Consider the following 18,765-nt stretch of genomic DNA (forward strand, 5'->3'; position numbering starts at 1 on the left):
ATCGCTATTGATTATAAAAGAATTTTTTTCTGATTTAGAGCAAAAATGGGGGGTTTTGGGTGGTTTTGGGGGAAAAAGCTGCGAACTTGGGTTAAAACCTTGGCAGAAGCAGGAATGGTGCATTCCTGAAGTCAGTGCGGATTATGTGGCGGCGATGGAAGACGTGCTGGATCTTTATGAGGAACCTTATGATCCGTTGCGCCCGGTTGTATGTTTTGACGAAAGTCCGAAGCAATTGATTGCCGAAATCCGCACGCCACTTTCCGCCAAACCCGGTGTGCCAGCGCGCTACGATACCTAATATGAACGCAAGGGCGTATGCGATTTAATGATGATTTGTGAGCCCAAGCGAGGTTTTCGGCAGGTGGAGATCACTGATCGACGAACCAAGATTGAATTTGCCCACAGCATGAAGCGCATAGTCGAACTTTACCCCGAAGCCACAGCCATAAGAGTGGTGCTCGATAACCTCAATACCCACAAGAAAGCTTCATTGTACGAGGCGTTTCCTGCCGAACAGGCGCGAGAATTGGCGCGGAAAATCGAGTTTCACTATACGCCTAAACATGGCAGTTGGTTAAATATCGCCGAAATTGAATTGGCAGTGTTGTCGAATATGTGTCTGTCGCAGCGCATCGCGAATAAAGAACGCCTGCGCCGTGAGGTGGAAGCCAATGTTACTGAACGGAACGCCAAAGCCATGCCTGTGCAGTGGCGCTTTACTGCACAGGATGCGCGACAGAAATTGGCGCGTCTCTATCCTTGTGTTTCAGGATGACTGACTATTAGTTTATGCAGTTTGGTGATCATATGTAGCAATGTCATTAAGCGCGCTGCCGATTTGTTTGGAAGCGACATCTAACTCATATGCTTTTTGCAGATTGAGCCAAATTCTAGGGCCTGTTCCAAAGAATTTTCCAAGGCGTAAAGCTGTATCAGCCGTAACGCTGCGCTCACCATTTACTATTTGATATATTCGATTCTTTGGCACATCAATCTTTTTGGCCAATTCACCCGCATTGATTCCAATAAATTCAAGTTCATCGGCCAGAATTTCACCAGGGTGTATAGGTTCTCCTATTCTTTTTGTCATGTCTTTTATCTCCTAATGATAATCGACGATTTCAACGTCATACGGCTCATCATTCCACTTAAAGCAAATACGCCACTGCATGTTGATACTAATGCTGTATTGGTCTTTTCTATCACCAATCAATTTTTCAAAGCGGTTGCTGGGAAAATTTTCAAGTTCTTTTAATGTTTCAACTTCATTCAGCAATCTTAAACGTCGCTCGGCCTGTCGTCCAATACTAGAAAAGCGTTTTACAAACTTACCGTGATAGAGTTTTTCGGTATATTTGCATTTAAAACTTCTTATCATTTTTCAGACAATAGTACTAATTACGAGTTACGTCAAGTATAACTCTGGGGGTATGGGGGGTATTCAATTGTCAGACACGGTGATAATTGATCGAAAAATGACTATATTCCGGTTCAGTTAGCACAAAATATCAAATATTTTTGCACTTCAGGCGAAAGACGCCCAGAGGTAAAGGTCAGCCCAGTGATGAAGAGGGTTGAAAGGAGCGAGCACGGGATCAAATTGGCTCGAAAAGATCAAATATTTGTGCAGGTATTCTAGGCAGTGCCCGGGCAGGCAAACCAAGATGATCACGAATTTTAGTGATTGCGGCTTTCTCCAAGATGGCGGCGATGATTTTCTGGGCTCCGCCATGGTGCGGACTGCGCTCGATGTCGATATCGAACACCCGCTTTAACAAACGCGCCCAACTGATACGTTTAGTCGCTGCGGAATGTGGCGCATTGTCATTCGCATCGGATAGATCACTTTTCTTTCCATCAGTATAATCTCAGTACGCAGCCGGGCCAAAGTAGAAGAATCGCAAATTCTAATTCCACCGGGAAAGAAAAGGAGCGCCACCCTTCAATTCCGCAACCCACTACCCCGCGAAGGCGCTTCCCCATTCCTGCATAGATTCAGCCCGTAGCTGACTTCAAATTTCTTACTTTCATTCGATGTCGTCCTGACACCCTGCTGTTGCAGATGCAGATTCAAACGCTTGCATCCAGGTTGGCTGAAGTCTCCCACTGTCGTCACTGTGGCAAGCAATGGGTACTTCGAGCCGGTGGTTGTTTTGAACAGGCTGGCCAGTGGTCCAGTCAGGATACCGCTCGCTTTGCCATCCGGCGCATCGATTGCCGCAAGCAGCAAAGGCTTGATGTGCGTATATTGCGCCGTTTCAGCCGCCACCAAGCGGGCAGGCAATAGCAAGACCGACGTCAAGAGCGCCGTTATCGTGAACGAGGCTTTTACCATGATGCTTGCTGCCCCATTTCAGTTGCCGCACGTTCGATTGCGGCGCGCAACAAAGCTTCCGGATGTTCGGGATGATTTGATGCGGCATAAACATTCAAGCCAAAAACCTGATTCAACACGCTTTTGGTTGCGTGCATGGTGAAACAAAAACCTGCCAGTCCTGCGCGCATATCGTTCCGGGAGGCCGCACCTGCAGCAATATCGGCAACACTCGCTGCTGCCCCGGCGAGCAGGCCACCCAATTCACCGCCAAAGGTTGTACCAAGGCCAATCGCGTTGGCGGTGTCCGCGCCCATGATACCGCGACTGGATTGCTTGACCCGTTTTGCCATGTTTTCCATCTGTTTTTGGGGTGACGCATCGGGCTGCAGCAACGGTTCGACAACCGGCAGCACTTCGCGCAGGGTTAGGAGATATTCCGCCGCATAGGGCATGGCGTGGCCTTCTGGCTTGACAGGCATCGTGACAAAAGTGCTGACTCGCATCACATAATCGGCTTCTTCCTTGCTCGATACCACATTGAAACCCTGCGCGCGCAGCATCTCGGACAGCAAGGGTTGTGGATGTGCGCTGGCACCATTTCCCATGACATAAATCGCGTGCTGCAGGCTGAAACCAGTCGGAAAAAGCACCACCGTCTCTTTGTGAACCAGCGTATGAATGCTGGAACCGGTTCTCGGACCATGCTCAACCAATGTCTGGCAACCCGCAAGCATCCAGATAAGCAACAAACTGGGTAAAATGCGCCGACTCACATCATTCAATCTGATTTCCCGTGTCATAGTAACTTTGCATCCTTCCGGTAATGACATCCTGTGCATTGCTGCTCAAATCCGATGCATTGGGCAATTTGACTGCAGCCATGACTTCGCGTGCGAATTCGGACAAATCGAGTGCCGCAAAATCGATCGAGGCAAATTCTGCCTGGGTAAAACCACTGCAGCTTGGATTTCTGGCGCTGCCCCAGCCTTTTCCAATTTGTGCCCTGCCCTGGGCATTGATGAGCCTGCCCAGGCGGCTGTTGTAGCAACAGTAGGAACGCTTGCGCTCTAGACAGACGCCAAAAAAACGCCTGGAACAATAAGTACCCACACGCTGGCAGAGATTCTCACCTTTTTTCATCGCCAGGATTTGTTCATCTGGCTCGCACGATAAAAGCTCCTGCACAACCATAATGGCAATGGAAATGGCCAACGAACCGGGATCGAAGCCCACATAGAGACCGGAACCAAACAGGTTGGTTTGGGCCACCCCAATTCCAGTCAAACTGGAAACAAATCCCGGCGCGATTTCACCCAACGAAACCGTGAAACCGAAATAACTCAAGGATGGCGACCATGCACTCAATAGACCGCTTGCCGGGACCTTCAGCGGATCGACACCATACAATGCCGACATTCCCTTGACCAACCAGTCCGGTGCGCTCGATGCGTAGAGCGCGTCGTACAGATACTTGCTGCCGTAGGTCAGCACATTCTTGCCTGCCTGCACGCTGATATTGAACAGCAGGTTGTTGTTGAACGCACTGCCTCCTGCGCTTGGCTTGCAGCAGTTCATGACGCCGCCGAGCTTCACCCGGCATTTGCCCACATCACCATCGAATAGTCGCAGCGTATTTTCGTTAAGGTATACGCCCGCTTCTCTCGCCGCTTCCACCCACGGCATCGCTTGCACAAAATCCGTGTCATGCTCATGGCCGGTATCGAAGCAATTGCCGTTGAGGCAGAACTTCCACCCGGCACAGTTCAGAACAGTATTCTCGACGGATACCGCTGTCGTGCAACGGTAGTGTTGTTCCTGCTCGACACAGATCGGTTGAGGATAACCCTCCAGATCGAGCGATTGCAGACATGCGCCAGCGCGCTGGAAGGTGCAGGACGGATCCGTTTCGAATAATTCACATTCGGAGCGATCTTCCACGCCGGTCACTCCTGCATAGCCATGCCGCATGACAAAGCAGCCATCCGGCGCGACATCGCGGATACCGATGCCTGATGGTAGCGGAAAAGTTGGTACGGTCGATGCGCACTCCCCGTCCAGATGCTGGTAAGCCGGATCAAACTCCAGGTGATCGCATGCGCTCATGTCATAATCACTGGCAATCACCGTATAGGTGATCTCGCCCGTGACGGGGTGCGGATTCTGGGCAAGCACGATGTTACGCGGGGCAAGACATGCCTGTGGATCGATTTCCTTGACATTGACGCAACTTCGCGCTGCCTCGACCGATGGAAGAGTGTGTGTCTGCACCGTGCATTGCCCATCAGCATGCGCCGTGATACCGGTGCTTTGAAAGACGGCGGGTGCGTTGCTGCGAGCGTTGATGGTGTTCTTGAGTATGGAATCGTTCGGCGCGATCGGTATGTGTTGCATCATTTGCGGATGGCCGGCGATAAAATTGACCGCATCGCACTCCTGATCGAGCACCGCATTGCCGGAGGGCGTATAACTGGCACAATTGCTGACTTTGTCGATCCCCGGCTGAGTGAGCTGACCCTGCCCGCTCTGGAACAGATCACTCTCAATGGGTAATACACCGTAATACGGCAGCTTGTCGGAGATGGTCTGGTCATCGATATTGGAAAACATGCCGGTATTTTTATGCTTGCCGAAATGTATCGCCTCATCGAAGGCATCGTTGAGGCTATCCGCAAAGGTGCTGACTGGCAATATGATCGCGAGCCAAAACCAAAACGACCGTAACCGCTTCATCGATCGGCCCGGATGATTCTCGAATGAAAAGACCGCGCGGCAGTTGCCCAGCCAGTACTCTTGCGTTCGATGTAATCCAGCGCATAATTGAGCGTGACATCCCCGCTCACCTTGACGAAAGTCTGCGGTCTGGCACAACCATTATCCAGCACCCTGCCCGCATCCTGGCTGGCCAGCACGAAGGCTGGCACTTGCGTGACACTGAATTGCTGAAAAGCGGGCGGATGAATCACGACATGAACATTGCGTCCCGCCAGTATTTTGCGGATTGCTTCCCCCATTTTTGCCATCGAATCTTCCTTCAGCCCACGAAAAACCAGCGTTGCACCTGCCCTCTCCGCCTGCTCGGCAATCTTGCGCAGCGCGCCTTCTGGCATCGAAAGCGAGACCAGAACCAGCAGATCGAGTGAGCGCATGGTCTCAGTGCGCTGCCTGTTTATATCCTTGAACTTGTCGGCGATAACCGAAATATCCTCGGCGGGTGCTGCGGATGGGGGCAAGGCATTCATCTCGGGGATGCGCTGCCCGGTGATTCGACCTTCGCGCTCCAGCGTCTCCAGCTGTTTCATTGCTCCGCGTGAACGCGAATGCGCATCCAGAATTTCCTGGTCCAGGGGAAGCCGCATAGCCTGGCCGCCGGACTTCAGTTTCTCCGCAAAAAGATGTTCCTGCGCCAGCGTAATGCCTGGCGGCAGGAACACGAGGGCTGCGACAACAGCATGACACAAGCGGAATCGGTTATTAGTCAACGTTCATTCCCCCAAAACTATGGCGCCCTGACAGCAGTTGCGCTTACGGAAAATCTGATATGCAAAATCCTCTCCCGTGATAGGGAACTCCCGGCCTGCGCCCCACAGGATTGTCGAGCGGCCCAGCGGCTGGCAGCATTTGCCGGCAATCTTCAGCGTCTGAGGAATAGGATAGAGCATCTGGTATTTGTAACCCGTCTTGTCCATGACGGGCTGCGGCATATAGCTGCACAACGAGCCGCTGCCCGATGCGGACCACATCAGCATCTCCCGGTGCAGCTTGGCGATCATGCGGTTGAGCGCCAGGCTGGAAGCCTGAACGCCGCCGACATGCGCCTGGATATTGCCATTGAGCGGATACAAACTGCCCTGGCAACCGGCGCACCAGAAAAATTGGTTATTGGGAAAGCCTGTAGTAGCCGCGACGCAATCCGCCGCACAGGCCGCGCGTGCCGGCAGGTTGCCGAAGAGATAGACTTCCGGATGGATGAGCCGGGTCAGTTCATCATCCTTCCACATGGGATCGAGTTCAGTCAGGTAGGCAATATCGAAGCCGGTGTTTTCCAGGCAACCGTTGTCCAATACCGCCTGCAGGAAGAAAATGATCGGATCAACATACCAGTGCACCTGATAGAAGGAAGATTGGTCCTGCCCTTCACGCCGGTTTCTCGAGGCGACGGGCGCTTCGAACCCCGGATCGAGGCTGATCCCGCCCAGGCTGGTCAGGCAGAATGGCGCGCGCACCACGTCCACCCTTCTGACCGGCTCCCAGAAACTCACCTGAATGCCGGCTCTGGGCGGATTGCCGCAGGCGCAAAAGGCATCTCCAGGATTGGGTGTATCTTCCTGTTCCAGGGATGAAATGGCATGACCGGCAATGCGTATCGGAAAGAGGCACGACCAGCAGATGTCGGTGATCGGATTGGCGAACCGGCCGGTACAGGTGGCAGCCTGGGCCGTTGAGGTACAGAATGTGACTGACAGCAACAGAGTCGCCGTCATTTTTTCAAGGACGGATTTCATCGACTCTCAGCCTGTTCCCAGCTTGGCTGACAATGGCGGGTGAGCGTGTGATGGCAAACCACCGGGAAAGCACACCCCCCTGATCGAAAAATACTTCTTGTTTCCACTGACGCATGAGCGCAAGCGGCTCACCCGAAATCAGAATCGGTTTGACGGGTTGGGCCGCTTCATCCAGATAACGTCGGGCAAAAGCCAGCTGATCTTCATCGTCGGCGGCAAAGAAAAGCAGGCTCTTGTTCAATCCCGCATAATCCAGCGGGTTAATGCGGGTACCGGCCTTGAACAATACCCGGCCATGTTCGTCCACGACATCCCGCTCCAAAGTGTAGGTGGGATCGATGAAATAAGTTCTGTTGGTTTCACTGGGGCTTATGCCTGCCACCGGGCGGGGCCGCTCGATGCCGTCTATCACTTGGCGCCGATAGGAAGATTCCAGTTCAGCCAAGTCGCCTGTGCGTTCCATTGCGCGCAGTTTTTCCTGGATCACCTCGATCAGATCGCGTTCCAGTATTTCATGGACCGGGCCGATCACACCCAGATCTTCGGCCAGGGCGGGGCTTGTAAGCGCCAGAAAAACACAGAATGTACAAAAATAGGCTTGCATGGCCTGATTTTCCACATTTTCAAACTGGAAACCGGGTTGAAATGCGCACGGATTCGTTCTGTTTGCATCCCCATTCAGGGTTTACACTTGATCATGCCCCCTTCCATGGCCAGTCGTTCCGGATACTGTTTGACGAGTTTGCTCAGTGACACCACCGTGCAGCGATAGCCCGATTCCCGGCAGACACGCGCCAGCAGCTTTCTGTCGAGCACAATCCATCCATCCTGATCCGGCTGCACTTGATTCATATGCCGCATGATAACGATCAACTCATCCCGGGTAGGAAAACGCGGCGTATCGGCAGACGGCGCATCACCTAATCGATCCATTGAGGCGCAGCTGGAAGCGGTTTTTTGTTGAATAGCTTCGGCCTTGGTCGGGTCTGTTGGACTTTCCTTCTGCCCGGATGTCAAATTGGCGAGCTTATTGGCCATGACTTGGCTGATTCTCGGTTCCAGTCTGATCGCCTTGCAGATCTGACCGCCCATTTCCACATCGATCACCTTTTTCCACGGCGTAACGGGATCGATCCACAACCAATGTTGGTTCGACAATTGCTCCAGAATCGATTTCAGCGGCAATCCACAATCACTCAAGGCCTCCGGCCAGCGTATCAACAGATGTTTTCCGTCATCGAGCAATACATCGCGCCCCCACTGCCGTTTGCCTGATTCCAGGGATTCAAGCAAGCCTGCAAGGATTCCGCCAGCCGTCTCCGTCAGAAAATCCGGGTTCGATTCATTCGATTCATCAGCCTGAGACAATACCGGTTGGCTTGCGTCGGAAGCAGCAAATGTAGCATCCTGCCGTGATCCCTGAGCAGGTATTTCAGCCTGCTGCGCAGCATCGCTGTCACCGTAAACGTCCCCTTCCACCGGTTGCAATGGCGTGGAGGAAACCAGCACATCATCTTTGAGTTGAATGGCCTGCAAGCGGATATCAGGCATTTTTTGCTTGAGGCAATGGGGTGCGATTTGCCAGCAGGGAGATTCGCCATCCTCCCGGAGATAGGCCAGCTTGCGCTCGACCAGCATCTCCAGAATGCCCTCGGACGTTCGCGCAAGTCCGGGTAGTTTTTCTTCGCGGATGATCCGAGCGATATCCTCACCCCCGGCTGGCCAAACCAGATAGGTATTGCCTGCGATTTTCCAGACTCTCGCCCCGGGTTCATTGACGCGCCAGACGCCTTCCCTGGTCAAGCGGCGCATGATATCGGTCAGCATTCGTTCGACCGGAATACCGAGATCAAACCCCGCCAAGGTGGCGCCAATCGTTTTCAGGTCACGTTCCACACTGGTCTGATCGGCTTTGATCACCAGATCGTGGATGGAATTGGACGATGCAGGGTTGGCGTTGAGAGACTCCATCAGCCAGATGATGAGTTCGATACCACCTTCTTCGATCCAGGCCAGTGTATCGGCACCAATGATACGGTCAACCATCAGATTGGATAACGCCGTATGCTGCCTCCCCCGGCCCTCGCGCCATTCGAGATAATAGGAAAGAATCCCGTTGCGACTGGCCCAGTCATAAAGGCTTTCCGTAATCGGCTTCCAGATAACCGTTCGGTCACGATTGGCGATGGTCATATCGGTCATCGGTTTGCCGGCATCGTGACACAGAGCCGCGAGAAACACGGCCAGCTGCCAGCGGGGTTCCATTTCACGGCGCTTGGCTGGTGACAGAACGATATCCAGCAAGACCCGCTCCGAAGACTGCAGGGCGTAAAGCGCCACTTCGAGCGAATGCCTGAGCAACCCTCCCGCACCCCGATGATGGTGGGATTGCGAAGCGGGAAGCAGATGCACATAGGCCGAATATCGCTGGATGACCGGGTGGTAGTGGCGGTCGAAGACTTCTTGTGAGGAAACTGCCGTCTGCCGGATGCGCTCGATGAGTGCCAACTGGGTTTGAAGCAACCGATCGGGCGGAATCACCGGCAACCCCTGCATGAACGGCGGATAACGAGGAATCTCGTCATCACGCCCTGTTTTGTGGTTGCGTAATGGTGCCACGACGGCTGGTATCCCGGAATTGCCCGGCAACAAACCAAAAAATTTCAACAGGCTGGACAGCATGATCAAAAAATCCGGTAGGCGCGACCGATGATGCGATCGCGGGCAACCCAACCGACCCATGCATAGCGGGAATCCAAGCTGTCCGGATGCGGAGCTGTCAGGTAGTAGTGATGCCGTGGTATCTGTCCAATGGGTCCTTTCTTGAGAGGGAATCCAGTCTTGGACAAGGGTTTGGAGCGGCCGACGAATGCTTCGTCGACAAAATAATCATAGCCACCCGCCTCCACCGCTTTGGCTGTCACATAGGATCCAGAAACACCTTTGACAATTTTCACGAAAACCGTTCCAGCACCATACGGACCACCCCCACCATAGAGAAAGGCAACCCGCTCTCCCGGCCTGGGATTCAGCCCTTTTTCTTTCTGAATCAGAAAAATGGTTCCCGGCAGGGAATCGCTCAGATTGAATGCGAGCAGATAACTTCTGCCAACAGCGATGCACCCAACCAACAGCCAAAGGTACAGCGGAAGAAGCCTGGAAATATGCGCATACAGAGTATCAGCCATGCGCGGATTGTAAGCAGCCTTACGCGAGAAACAGGATTGAAAAGCGCCTGCTATTGTTCTATTTCAGAAAATTCTTTTCGTCACGGCGTTTGTTGCGCCGCGTGTTTCACTCGCAAAATCTCCACGGTGCGCACCTCGTCCAGCACGCGATAGAACACGATATAATTCCGATGGGCAACCAGCTCGCGCACATAGTCCGGCAGACCGGGACGCCCAGTGTGGCCCAGCTCCGGGTGCCGTGCAAGGGGCAAGATCTTGTCGCGCAGCTCCTGGCCAAAGCTGCGCGCCCTGGCAGGGTTGTCTTTGCCGATGTATCGAACGATGGCGCGCAAGTCCTCGCGGGCTTTCGGTCGCCATTCGATGCGACAAGGAGGCTTTGCCTTCGCCATAGATCAGCCGGTCACGCTCAAGCGTGCTTCTTTCTGGCCGGCTTGTGTTCTGCCTCCAAAGCGGCAATGTCGGCGTCCGTCTCGGCCATGACTGCATCGTGCGCGATGCTCGGCCGGGGGTCGTCGATGGCCTCCTGAATCTCGGCGGCCAGCCATTCCGAGTAGGCGGCGGCTTGGTGGGCTTTGCGCATCGCCTCGGCCCGGCCACGATTGCCGGGGGTTTCTTCCTTCTCGTCCGGGTTCCATTCGCTGGTATCAAACTGGCCGATGGTGATGCCCACGTCACGCAGGACGTTCAAGGCGGCGATGGGGTTGCCGAAGTGGCGCGGTTCGCTGCTGCGGGCCTTCGTCAGCAAGGCGGTGGCCCCGCTACGCGTGGCGATCTGAACGAGAAACGTCCCACCCTGCCCTTTCAGGGTCACGCCTGCAACGCCGCCGGCATCGCTTGCGGCGCGTAGCTGTTCAATGGTCATGCTTTGCATGGCTCACTCCTTATAGGATGATGAAACTAACAGGGTTCATTGTGCATGTTTTGTAGGAGACGTGCAAACGTTTGGAAGTCTGAAAACGGTCGTTTTGTGAATTTCGCAACGCAACCTGTTGTTTGGCATCCGTATCAAGGTTCAATTGATCGAGCCGCGCCAGTGGTTTCATAGCCGTCATTACACCAAATAACGGCAGCAACCATTTGTTAACACTGTATTATTAACGCATTCTCATGCCCGAAGGTGAGCGGGCGGCAATACTGACAAACGTTGCCAGTCCACACCTGCTATCAGCCATTCCCTCTGTAGTTGCGTCAATTCAAAGCATTGATCTCCCCATTTCGGCCATGCTGATGTCAGAGGAGAATTCACATTGAAATGATTTTTGATTTTTAGATGGTGGGGATGGACGCTTACAAGATACAGTGGAAAAAATCTGGAAATATGCGCATACAGAGTATCAACCATGCGCGGATTGTAAGCAGCCTCACGCGAAAAATAGGATTGGAAAGCACCTGCTTCAGTTCTGTTTCAGAAAATTCTTTTCCACAGATTCTGTGGATTGGGCTGTGGATAACCACTCGATGTTGCGCAATCTAAAGGTGAAATGAGGGGTGCTTGGAAACTAAGCAGCTTCGGTATTCGGTCGTCACAATCTTGGAAGCGCTGTTAAGGCTAGAGGTTGGCGAGTCTCCGCAATGCCATGTCAATGAGTTTGACGGCTCCATCGACCTCTTGATCGGAAGTTTCAAAGCCAAGACTGAATCGAATGACTGATTCTGCTTGTTCCGTAGCCAAGCCGATGGCTCTTAGTACGTGGGATGGCTCAGAAATACCCGACGTACAGGCCGAGCCAGTTGAAGCAGCTAAATGTGGCTGCAATACCCCGAGGATATCTTGTGCGTGGAATCCGGAGAAACCGATGGATATATTGCCAGGATGCCGTCTATCATGCTCAGCCCCGTAAAGCTCGGTTGGCCAGGGTAGGGCTAAGAGCATATTGAGAAACTTGTCCCTGAGGGCACATAATTCATCTCGCTTTCGCAATGTCTCAAGTGAGCCGATGTATTCGGCAGCAGCCCCCATGCCTACACATAACGGCGTAGGCAATGTGCCAGACCGAAGCCCATTTTGTTGGCCGCCACCGTAGAATAAAGGTTCGACCTGATCTTGAAGGCCACGGCAAATAAATAAAACACCAATGCCTTTGGGACCGTACATCTTATGTCCGGACAGGCTGAGCATGTCCACATATGTAGCAAAATTTTCCATGATCATGGCTACAGGGGCTTGCGCTGCATCGCAGTGGAAAATAGTATCATTGGCTCTAATGATCTCAGATAGACCACTGATATCCTGTATGGAGCCGATTTCATTGTTGACGGCCATGATGGAGACGAGAAGCACATCGTCTCCGAGGAGCCGTTCCAGTTCGACAGATAAAATGTGGCCGTTTTGGTCTACAGGAATAGAGTCCACTTTAAAGCCGTATTGTTCCTCCAGGACGCGTCCAACTGATAAGACACATTTATGCTCTATAGCGCTCAGGAGAATCCGATTTCGGGACGACTTTTTCAGGGCGGCCCGTTTGGCCAGGCCAAGGATGGCGAGGTTGTTCGATTCTGTAGCCCCGGAGGTAAAGATGATCTCATCGCTGTCTGCACCCATGAGACGGGCGACTTGTTGCGTTGCACTTTCCACCACAGCAGCAGATTTCCAACCAAGCGCATGATCTACGGAGTGGGGATTGGCAAAGAACTCGGCGAAATATGGCTGCATTCTGAGCAAAACTTCGTCGGCAACGGGTGTAGTTGCTTGATAGTCAAAATACAAGGATTTCCTATTATCCATTATAAATAAATATGTTACGTGATTGTTAGCTAAGTTATGGCCTCTCGGAGTATTCCACCGACTTCCTCTGGAGGGAGCTTCCAGATCACATTGACCATAACACATGATCTATATTATATTCTCCTGGATGGATCATCCAGGAGATAAACCATGGCACGCGGGCCACTCTACCGACAAGACTATAAGCCTCAGTTTTCAGGTCATGAGACCTTTCCATTACGGTATGGTTGGCTAAAGAAATGCTATGATCGCGTATCCGAAACCGATCAAGAGTTCAATAACAAGCCCCTGTGTTGGGGGGATGATGCAATTGCGCGTTTTGGTGTAGGCAAGAATATGGTGTCATCTATGCGTCATTGGGCTACGGTCGCAGGTATCATTGAGGAGCCGCCTGGCACAAATCAGATTAAGACCACGCCACTCGGCCAACTTTTGTTTGGAGACGGAGGCGTTGATCCTTATTTGGAGAACCCAATTTCATTATGGCTAATTCACTGGAAATTGGCAACAGAATGGAAGAAAAAGACGACATGGTATTGGGCTTTCAGTTATTACTCAGCGGTTACGTTCGAACGGGACAAATTCATCAAGAGATTGCAGCGTATTTGGCCGAACACCGCTCAAGCGACAGTTAAAAATGATGTCGCCTGTTTTATCCGTACATATGCGGCGCAACCATCATCCGCAAAATCCGGACGAGACGATTCTCTCGAATGTCCGCTTACTGAGCTTGGTCTGATTAAACCCGTTTCTAAACGTGACGAGTTCCGATTTGTTCGCGGCCAAAAGACGACATTAGGTGATGGCACGTTTGTCTATGCCCTGCTTGAATTCTGGAAAGAATTCTCTCCTGCGTCGTCAACGCTTTCTTTTGAAGCTATTGCCCATGAGCCGGGTTCACCGGGACGTGTTTTTCTGCTTGATGAAAATGATGTTGCCGACCGGCTATCTCATATAGATAGTGTTACCAATAATGCACTTCGATGGTCAGAGACTGCTGGATTAAAACAAGTTGTTCGTAGCCCTGATTTTGATTTCAGCTGCGCACTTGATTTTGTTCAAAAGGACTTTGAGCGTTCAGATGAAAGGGAGGCAGTATAGTGACGTTAGTTGATCAAGTTAAAATAGCCCGGCGTTTCCAGAAATCCATACGAATTGATACTGATTTGGGGGATAAAAAATCCCTTGATGGCTTCATTTGCCCGAAATCCTCAGCCGATATTCTAATGTCGATAGCCCGGCATGTCTCCGAAAACGGGCAAGGGGCATTTACGTGGACAGGGCCTTACGGTAGCGGTAAATCAAGTCTGGCAATTGCATTAAGCGCTTTACTTAATGGCAATCCAGAACTGCAAAATGAGGCAGCGAATGTCTTCGGGCGAGAACTCACAAATGTAATGTGGCAGGCTCTTCCGACCGGCTCAGAAGGTTGGCGAGTTCTTCCGATTGTAGGAAGACGAAGTAATCCCGTTGATGTCATTGGAGAAGCTTTAATAGAAGCCGGTTACGTTGCCAGTCGCCCCGGAGGAGGATGGACCGAAGAGCATGTTGTAAACATTTTGATAGGCGTTGCCACGAGCAAGCCCAAGACTCATGGCGGTCTGATCCTATTTGTTGACGAAATGGGCAAGTTCTTAGAATCTGCCGCACAAAACGGGACGGATGTCTATATTTTTCAGCAGCTTGCAGAGGCCGCATCCCGTAGCAATGGACGTTTCTTATTTATAGGTGTTCTACACCAAGCCTTTGACGAATACGCTCACCGGCTTTCACATGAATTACGTGATGAGTGGGCCAAAATTCAGGGGCGTTTTATTGATTTACCCATTAACACAATTGGTGAGGAGCAGATTGATCTAATTTCTCGTGCGATTGAGTGCAGTCAGGCGAACCCTAAATCTAAAGATCAATCCAAAGCCGTTGCAAAAATTGCACGGAAAGACCGAGTGCAGGATGCTGACCGTCTAGCGAAGATGCTAAAGAATTGTTGGCCCTTGCATCCGGTGGTTGCCTGCCTTCTCGGACCTATTTCCCGACGACGGTTTGGACAAAACCAACGTAGTATTTTTGGCTTTCTTAATTCGGCAGAGCCTCATGGTTTTCAGGATTATTTGCGCTCGGCGGATGAAGCGACCCTCTATACACCTACAAAACTATGGGATTACTTACGAGCTAACCTAGAACCCTCTATACTAGCTTCACCTGATGGCCACCGCTGGGCACTTTCGGCAGAGGCGTTAGAACGGTGTGAAGCTTTGGGAGGTGACGGGTTTCTAGTTGACCTTCTAAAAACAATAGCAGTTGTCGATCTCTTTAAAGAGCGGTCCGGGCTGGTTCCGAGTTTTGAACTTCTCATAACCTGTTTTCCCGATGTTGGTGAAAAGGCACTTAAGGATGCGCTAGCAACTCTTGATAAATGGTCGTTGACAGTCTTCAAGAAATTTCAGGATGCTCACGCCATTTTTGCCGGTAGTGACTTCGATATCGACCAAGCCATTGGTATAGCTCTGGAGGATATTGATGATCTCGACTTCGCAGCGCTAAAGTCGTTAGCAGGTTTGCAGCCCATCCTCGCTAAGCGTCATTATCATGAAACCGGAGCTATGCGTTGGTTTGATGTGAACATCACCCCTGCCAAGGATATGATGGATGTGGCGTCGCGTTTTAGACCTAAAAACGGTGTAATTGGAGAATTCTTACTTGTTGTTCCTACCGAAGGTGAAGAGGAGGAGCACGTTAAAACTCTATGTTGGGAAACAGCCCAGTTAAGTGATCAATGGGATACCATAACGGGTTACTCACCACAGGCTTGGTCAGTGGTGATGTTAGCACGCGAGCTGCTGGCGCTTGATAAGGTTAACAATGATCACCCCGAGTTAGCAGGTGATCCAGTTGCAAGACGTGAGGTTACGGCAAGACTCGCAGATTTACAGGCCCAGTTGGAAACTGAGCTCACTAAATCTTTTGACAAGGCCGAGTGGTGCCGTAAGCACTACCCTACGAAACAATATCGCCAGTCTGATCTAAACAGCCTTGCATCTGAACTTGCTGAAAGACGATTCGACCAATGCCCCAAACTGCACAATGAGCTTCTGAACCGCCAAAAACCATCTAGCAGTGCCATTGCGGGTCAAAATACGCTCTTAAGACATATGATTACAAGAGAAGGTGAACCGCGTTTGGGCATTGATGGTTATCCGGCTGAAGGCGGTCTCTACGCGTCACTTTTGGAGGCCACTGGGCTTTATACAGAGACCAAGGAGAGCTGGCGCTTTGTAGCGCCTTGTGGAGGAGAAACTGATACATACAGACTGTTTCCTGCATGGGATGCAGCGATCCAGCATATAAAAAGGAACAAGAAACGTTCGGTTTCCATGTCAGAGCTTTACGATCTTTGGGCGGAACAACCATACGGTATCAAGGAAGGATTGATGCCAGTTTTTTCGGTCGCCTTCATACTGACCCAACGGGAAAATCTTGCCATATATCGAGAAGGAATTTTCCGTGCGAGATTTGATGATTTCGATGTTGAGTATATGGCCAAAGACCCACAGACAATTCAACTGCGTTGGATGGACCTCAACAAGATTTCCCGCTGTTTGCTATCGGATATGGCAGATTTAGTACGCGACCTTGATGAGAAAAACGAACTCATCCACCTTGAGCCCATTGATGTTGCTCGCGGCCTTGTTGCTATCTATGAGCAACTCCCTAATTGGACAAAACGCACAATGCGCATCTCCACTAGAGCTGTTCAAGTTCGCGATATGTTTAAGCGCGCACGCGACCCAAACAAGTTTCTATTTGATGATATTCCTGCTTTAGTCGATTCCAAGAAAGCTGATATTTCGGATAAAGAAGATATCCGGAAAATTGTTTCAATTGTCAAAGAAGGGTTACAGGAGCTTGTTCAGGCATACCCACTGATGATCTATCGACTCAAGGACATGTTACTAGCTGAGCTACAGGTCCCGAACCTGTCTCGCCAGTCACTTTTGGAACTTCGCGAACGTGCGGAGAACGTAAAGGAGTTATCGGGCGATTTCCGTCTCGATGCTTTTGTTGGGCGCCTTGCACAATTTGAGGGAGACAATGTAAGTTTTGAAGGTGTTGCCAGTCTTGCGGCAAATAAGCCGCCAAGAGATTGGGTTGATCCCGATATGGATCGTGCGTCGATAGAGCTTGCTGATATGGCGCAAAAGTTTCTCAGAGCTGAAGCCTTCACGCGGATCAAAGGCCGACCCGAGAAACGCCGAGCCATGGCTGTGCTAGTGGGAATGGAAGGCAGACCGGAGCCGATATTCGAAGAGTTCGACGTCATTGATTCTGACAGAGATGCCATTGATGATTTGATTGATAGGATTGCTGGGACACTGGATTCTGTTGGCACGGCGAGCCGAAGTATCATTCTGGCCGCGTTGGCTGAGTTGAGTGCCCGGTATATGCAAACTCCCGAGGCAGAAAAGCGAAAATTAAGAAATGGTAAAGTTGCATAGATTATGAATGTAAAAGAAAAGCACGTCCTGGGATTGTCTGGCGGTCGAGACAGCGCCGCACTTGCCGTCTACATGCGACAGCATTACCCGAACATTGAAGTCGAATATTTCTTCACCGATACAGGAAAGGAGCTACCAGAAGTTTACGAATACCTGGGGAGACTTGAGGGGTTTTTAGGTCAACCGATCCACATGCTCAATCCAGACCGTGATTTTGATTTCTGGCTAAAACAGTACAACGATTTTCTTCCGTCCGTTCAAACGCGATGGTGCACTCGCCAATTAAAACTGCGGCCTTTCGAAATCTGGGTGCGCCCCATGTTGGAGGAGGGTATGAGAATTTATAGTTATGTTGCCATTCGTGGAGATGAAGAATATCGCGAAGGATATTCCTCAAAGAAAGAAAACTTGATTGTGAAGCTTCCCTTCAAAGAGGCTGGTATTGACAAAGCGGGTGTTCTAGATATCTTAGACGGCGCAGGATTAGGTCTACCAAAATATTATTCGTGGCGTACCCGTAGCGGCTGTACTTTTTGCTTCTTCCAGCAAAAGATTGAGTGGGTGCGCTTGATGGAACGGCATCCTGCAGCTTTCGAAGAAGCAAAAACCTATGAGAAAAATGCCGTGGATCATGGTTCTCCGTTTACCTGGAGCCAAGGAGAGTCATTGGAGGAGCTCACGAAGCCGGAGCGAGTGAGGCAAATCAAAGAAGATCATGAGCATCGCCTAGCAAGACAGAAAAATAAGTCTCAACCCAACCCACTGCGTTCCGACAGCGAGCCATTAGATATTGATGACCTTTATGGCAAAGCTAAAGTATGTCTGGCTTGTCATAAGTGATCGAATTTGATTGTAAAACTAGACGTGATTAATTGCAGATGAATCCTGAAAATATTGTAACAGCTATTGAGAAGTTCTTTTTTGAGATAATTGGTCAACTGCTGCCAGGATTTTTGTTGCTCGTTGGATTCTATTTTGTTCTTCCAGAGGAGATTGTTGCTAATTACACGCCTTCCACTCAGCTTGGATATTGGAGCCTTGTAGGTGCGGCATATGCAGCTGGTTCTGCTCTAACGGCGCTTGGAAGCTATGTCTTCATCCCCGTATACCTTCGGATAATAAACTCAACTATTTTCTCATGGGCGCTATCAACGCGGATGAAAAAAATTCTTCTATCTAATTCGAACATGAACGAAAAGCTGATGACCGAGAGTGAGGCATTTAAATATATCAAGTCTCGGTTTCCAGAAGATTCAACACTGCCTACCTTAAGGAATGTGGCGATGTCGTCAATCAATTCGTCTGATAAAGAAACTACTATTCGTTTTATGTTTCTTAGTCTTTTGAATCAGGGAATAGCAACTAGCATTCTCATTTTGGCGATCACTAAAGCTGTGGTTTTATTACCAAGTTATAAGTCCGTTTGGGAAATTATAGGACTGAAGTTTCACCGTTTTGATCTAAACTTTACATTCTTCCTTAAGCAACCATCCGCAATAAAGCATCGATAAAAGAATTTTGCTTGGGTTTGCCT

At 50.7% G+C, this 18,765-nt stretch carries 17 protein-coding genes and 2 pseudogenes; 6 read left to right on the top strand and 13 right to left on the bottom strand.

What is annotated here, in order from left to right; all coding sequences use genetic code 11:
- Together BLV85_RS15290 and BLV85_RS14935 are read left to right on the top strand one after the other, a co-directional pair.
- A pseudogene (locus BLV85_RS15290) lies at nt 1-301 on the top strand (hypothetical protein); the annotation flags it as partial.
- 12 nt (nt 302-313) lie between these two features.
- A pseudogene (locus BLV85_RS14935) lies at nt 314-778 on the top strand (transposase); the annotation flags it as partial.
- A gap of 12 nt (nt 779-790) precedes the next feature.
- Here BLV85_RS14935 and BLV85_RS11595 read toward each other — a convergent pair.
- The 13 genes from BLV85_RS11595 to BLV85_RS11660 all read right to left on the bottom strand — a co-directional run bounded on the left by BLV85_RS11595 (nt 791) and on the right by BLV85_RS11660 (nt 12,717).
- Nucleotides 791-1,093 (bottom strand): HigA family addiction module antitoxin, encoded by a 303-nt coding sequence (locus tag BLV85_RS11595; protein WP_090415323.1) that lies wholly within the window; start codon nt 1,091-1,093, stop codon nt 791-793.
- A gap of 12 nt (nt 1,094-1,105) precedes the next feature.
- Entirely contained in the window at nt 1,106-1,381 is a 276-nt protein-coding gene (locus tag BLV85_RS11600) for a type II toxin-antitoxin system RelE/ParE family toxin (protein ID WP_090415325.1), read from the bottom strand.
- Nucleotides 1,382-1,945: 564 nt separating this feature from the next.
- Nucleotides 1,946-2,338, bottom strand: coding sequence for a hypothetical protein (locus BLV85_RS11605; RefSeq protein WP_090415327.1), 393 nt, complete (start codon nt 2,336-2,338; stop codon nt 1,946-1,948).
- The gene (locus tag BLV85_RS11610; RefSeq protein ID WP_090415329.1) at nt 2,332-3,120 is read right to left on the bottom strand and encodes a hypothetical protein; all 789 of its coding nucleotides are present in this window, start codon (nt 3,118-3,120) and stop codon (nt 2,332-2,334) included. Before BLV85_RS11610 ends, BLV85_RS11605 begins: the two co-directional genes overlap by 7 nt.
- Nucleotides 3,095-5,050: a conjugal transfer protein TraN gene (gene traN, locus BLV85_RS11615; protein ID WP_090415331.1), complete on the bottom strand. Its 1,956-nt coding sequence runs from the start codon at nt 5,048-5,050 to the stop codon at nt 3,095-3,097. Before traN ends, BLV85_RS11610 begins: the two co-directional genes overlap by 26 nt.
- Entirely contained in the window at nt 5,047-5,799 is a 753-nt protein-coding gene (trbC, locus tag BLV85_RS11620; RefSeq protein ID WP_143032336.1) for a type-F conjugative transfer system pilin assembly protein TrbC, read from the bottom strand. Before trbC ends, traN begins: the two co-directional genes overlap by 4 nt.
- Before the next feature lie 3 nt (nt 5,800-5,802).
- A complete protein-coding gene (gene traU, locus BLV85_RS11625; protein WP_090415335.1) occupies nt 5,803-6,822 on the bottom strand; it encodes a conjugal transfer pilus assembly protein TraU in 1,020 nt (339 codons plus the stop codon).
- The gene (gene traW / locus BLV85_RS11630) at nt 6,806-7,426 is read right to left on the bottom strand and encodes a type-F conjugative transfer system protein TraW (protein WP_090415338.1); all 621 of its coding nucleotides are present in this window, start codon (nt 7,424-7,426) and stop codon (nt 6,806-6,808) included. Before traW ends, traU begins: the two co-directional genes overlap by 17 nt.
- A 74-nt stretch (nt 7,427-7,500) precedes the next feature.
- Nucleotides 7,501-9,504, bottom strand: a complete 2,004-nt coding sequence (mobH, locus tag BLV85_RS11635) for a MobH family relaxase (RefSeq protein WP_176974027.1) — start codon at nt 9,502-9,504, stop codon at nt 7,501-7,503.
- 2 nt (nt 9,505-9,506) lie between these two features.
- Nucleotides 9,507-10,010 (bottom strand): S26 family signal peptidase, encoded by a 504-nt coding sequence (locus tag BLV85_RS11640; RefSeq protein ID WP_090415341.1) that lies wholly within the window; start codon nt 10,008-10,010, stop codon nt 9,507-9,509.
- An 80-nt stretch (nt 10,011-10,090) separates the two neighbouring features.
- Nucleotides 10,091-10,399 carry a type II toxin-antitoxin system RelE/ParE family toxin gene (locus tag BLV85_RS11645; RefSeq protein WP_090415343.1) on the bottom strand — a complete coding sequence of 103 codons (309 nt, stop codon included), beginning with the start codon at nt 10,397-10,399 and terminating at the stop codon, nt 10,091-10,093.
- 17 nt (nt 10,400-10,416) lie between these two features.
- Nucleotides 10,417-10,881 (bottom strand): antitoxin PaaA2 family protein, encoded by a 465-nt coding sequence (locus BLV85_RS11650; RefSeq protein WP_090415345.1) that lies wholly within the window; start codon nt 10,879-10,881, stop codon nt 10,417-10,419.
- Nucleotides 10,882-11,559: 678 nt separating this feature from the next.
- Nucleotides 11,560-12,717: a cysteine desulfurase family protein gene (locus tag BLV85_RS11660; RefSeq protein ID WP_218132827.1), complete on the bottom strand. Its 1,158-nt coding sequence runs from the start codon at nt 12,715-12,717 to the stop codon at nt 11,560-11,562.
- 168 nt (nt 12,718-12,885) lie between these two features.
- Between BLV85_RS11660 and BLV85_RS11665 the strand changes: the two genes are divergently transcribed.
- The 4 genes from BLV85_RS11665 to BLV85_RS11680 are packed head-to-tail and all read left to right on the top strand — an operon-like array spanning nt 12,886 to nt 18,742.
- Nucleotides 12,886-13,836 (top strand): DUF4007 family protein, encoded by a 951-nt coding sequence (locus BLV85_RS11665; protein ID WP_090415347.1) that lies wholly within the window; start codon nt 12,886-12,888, stop codon nt 13,834-13,836.
- Nucleotides 13,836-17,231, top strand: coding sequence for a P-loop NTPase family protein (locus tag BLV85_RS11670; protein WP_090415349.1), 3,396 nt, complete (start codon nt 13,836-13,838; stop codon nt 17,229-17,231). Before BLV85_RS11665 ends, BLV85_RS11670 begins: the two co-directional genes overlap by 1 nt.
- 3 nt (nt 17,232-17,234) lie before the next feature.
- A complete protein-coding gene (locus BLV85_RS11675; protein ID WP_090415351.1) occupies nt 17,235-18,071 on the top strand; it encodes a phosphoadenosine phosphosulfate reductase family protein in 837 nt (278 codons plus the stop codon).
- Nucleotides 18,072-18,109: 38 nt separating this feature from the next.
- On the top strand, nt 18,110-18,742 hold the full coding sequence (locus BLV85_RS11680; protein WP_090415353.1) for a hypothetical protein: 633 nt from the start codon (nt 18,110-18,112) through the stop codon (nt 18,740-18,742).
- Nucleotides 18,743-18,765 lie beyond the last annotated feature (23 nt).

The organism is Nitrosomonas halophila (assembly GCF_900107165.1).
Lineage (GTDB): Bacteria > Pseudomonadota > Gammaproteobacteria > Burkholderiales > Nitrosomonadaceae > Nitrosomonas > Nitrosomonas halophila.